2 protein-coding genes are annotated in these 1,854 nt (G+C 57.7%); one reads left to right on the top strand and one right to left on the bottom strand.

What is annotated here, in order from left to right:
* The first annotated feature begins 270 nt into the window (after positions 1-270).
* The gene (locus tag EN935_RS34000; RefSeq protein WP_109672712.1) at positions 271-777 is read left to right on the top strand and encodes a ferritin-like domain-containing protein; all 507 of its coding nucleotides are present in this window, start codon (positions 271-273) and stop codon (positions 775-777) included.
* Positions 778-1,011: 234 nt separating this feature from the next.
* Here EN935_RS34000 and EN935_RS33995 read toward each other — a convergent pair.
* Positions 1,012-1,854, bottom strand: an 843-nt coding sequence (locus EN935_RS33995; protein ID WP_164771606.1) for an SDR family oxidoreductase, incomplete at its 5' end; no start/stop codon positions are given.

Below are 1,854 nucleotides of genomic sequence, written 5' to 3'. Positions count from 1 at the left end.
GTCATAGTCCGTCGCCAACGCAATGAAATACATTCTGCCAACCCTTCACGGTTCTGGTTCGCGCTCTGGGTAGAACGTGCCGTCGAGACAAAGGCTCCAATCGGAGAAATTGCGGGCTTTCGAAAAGGTGGGCAGTTTCACCCGAAAAGTCAGGAACCCCTCCGGCATTGGTACGTTGACCGACAAGCTGGGGGCCTCAGTCTCGGCTCTCGCGGCAGCGAGCAAATCTCGCCGCTAAAATCCACATTGAGCGCAATGAAAGGCAAGGTCATGGGCTTCTTTTCGAAGGACATCAAGACACTCGACGATCTGTTCGTGCACACGCTGCGGGACATCTACTACGCCGAAAAGCAGATCGAGAAAGCGCTGCCGAAGATGATCGACAAGGCAACCGACCCGCAACTGAAAGCTGGATTCGAAAAACATCTCGGCCAGACCAGGGGCCATATCGAGCGCGTCGAAGAGGTGTTCGAGTTGCATGGCGTTAAGGCCAAGACGGTCAACTGCCCGGCAATCGACGGCATTCTCGAGGAGGCCGACGATGTGAGCGGTGACGTAGATGACAAGGAAGTCCTCGATGCGGCGCTGATCGCATCGGCGCAGGCCGTCGAGCACTATGAGATGACACGCTACGGTACACTCATCGCCTGGGCCAAGCAGCTTGGCCGCACTGACTGTGCTAACGTGCTGGCCAAGAACCTCAGAGAAGAACAGGCAACCGATCGCAAGCTCACCGAAATGGCGGAAAGCAAGATCAACCTCCAGGCCGCTGAATAAGGCTGAAACCGGGCTGGCCGGAACTTCGGCCGGCCTGGCAGCTGTCAGTGCGGCAGCTCGATGCCCAAGGCCGCCGATTGCTTGCGTAGCGCCTCGCCGTCATCCTGCGGCACATGCGGGCGGGTCCTGCAGGTTCCGTGCAGATGCGGTATGCTGCGTAAGCAAGCGCCATCCTGAAAAAGCAGACGAACCACCCATCCTACTCCTTGGTCATACGTTTCGTTTCGGCCACCCTCAGTAGCCTCCGACAACCGGCAAAATCTCACCGGTGATGTAACTTGAGCACTGCGGCGAGGCGAGGAACACATAGGCTGGCGCAAGTTCTTCCGGTTGTGCGGGCCGTTTCATCGGCGTGTCCATCCCGAATTTCGAAACGTCATCAGCCTCCTTGTCCGATGGGTTCAGCGGTGTCCACACCGGACCTGGCGCAACCGCGTTTACCCTTATCCCCTTGCCGATCAGATTGCCCGAAAGGGCCCGCGTAAAGGCGTGAATGCCCCCCTTGGTCATTGAATAGTCGACCAATTGCTTTGAACCGTCGATGCCGGTTACCGAACCGGTGTTGATGATCGCCGAACCTGGCTTCATGTGCGGTATCGCCTCCTGTGCCATGTGGAAGTAACCATAGAGATTGGTTTTCAGCGTCGTGTCGAAATGCTCTTCGGTCAGTTCGCTGAAATCTCTGGAATGGATCTGGAAGGCTGCATTGTTGACCAGCACGTCGATACGGCCAAATTCCTTCACGGTCTCGGCCACCGAGTGGCGGCAGTGATCGCGATCGCTGACGTCGGCCTTGACCAGAATGCAGCGTCGTCCCTCTTTCTCCACTGCGGATTTGGTCTCTTCGGCATCCTTGTCTTCGGCGAGATAGACGATCACGATGTCGGCGCCCTCGCGGGCGAACAAAACCGCCACCGAACGGCCAATGCCGGAATCGCCGCCGGTGATGAGCGCTACCTTTCCGTCGAGTTTTTTCGATCCGAGATAGTATGGCGCATCATACAGCGGCGCCGGCTCGATCGCCCATTCATGCCCAGGCTTGGGTTGATGTTGCTCGGGGAAGGGAGGTTCGGGATA

This window comes from Mesorhizobium sp. M7D.F.Ca.US.004.03.1.1 (assembly GCF_003998635.1).
GTDB classification, from domain to species: Bacteria; Pseudomonadota; Alphaproteobacteria; order Rhizobiales; family Rhizobiaceae; genus Mesorhizobium; species Mesorhizobium loti.
This window is presented reverse-complemented; position numbering and strand designations above follow the sequence as displayed.

Bases quoted from the DNA above. Each gene is read 5' to 3' on its own strand.
- EN935_RS34000 (WP_109672712.1), top strand. From the start codon at position 271: ATGGGCTTCTTTTCGAAGGACATCAAGACACTCGACGATCTGTTCGTG.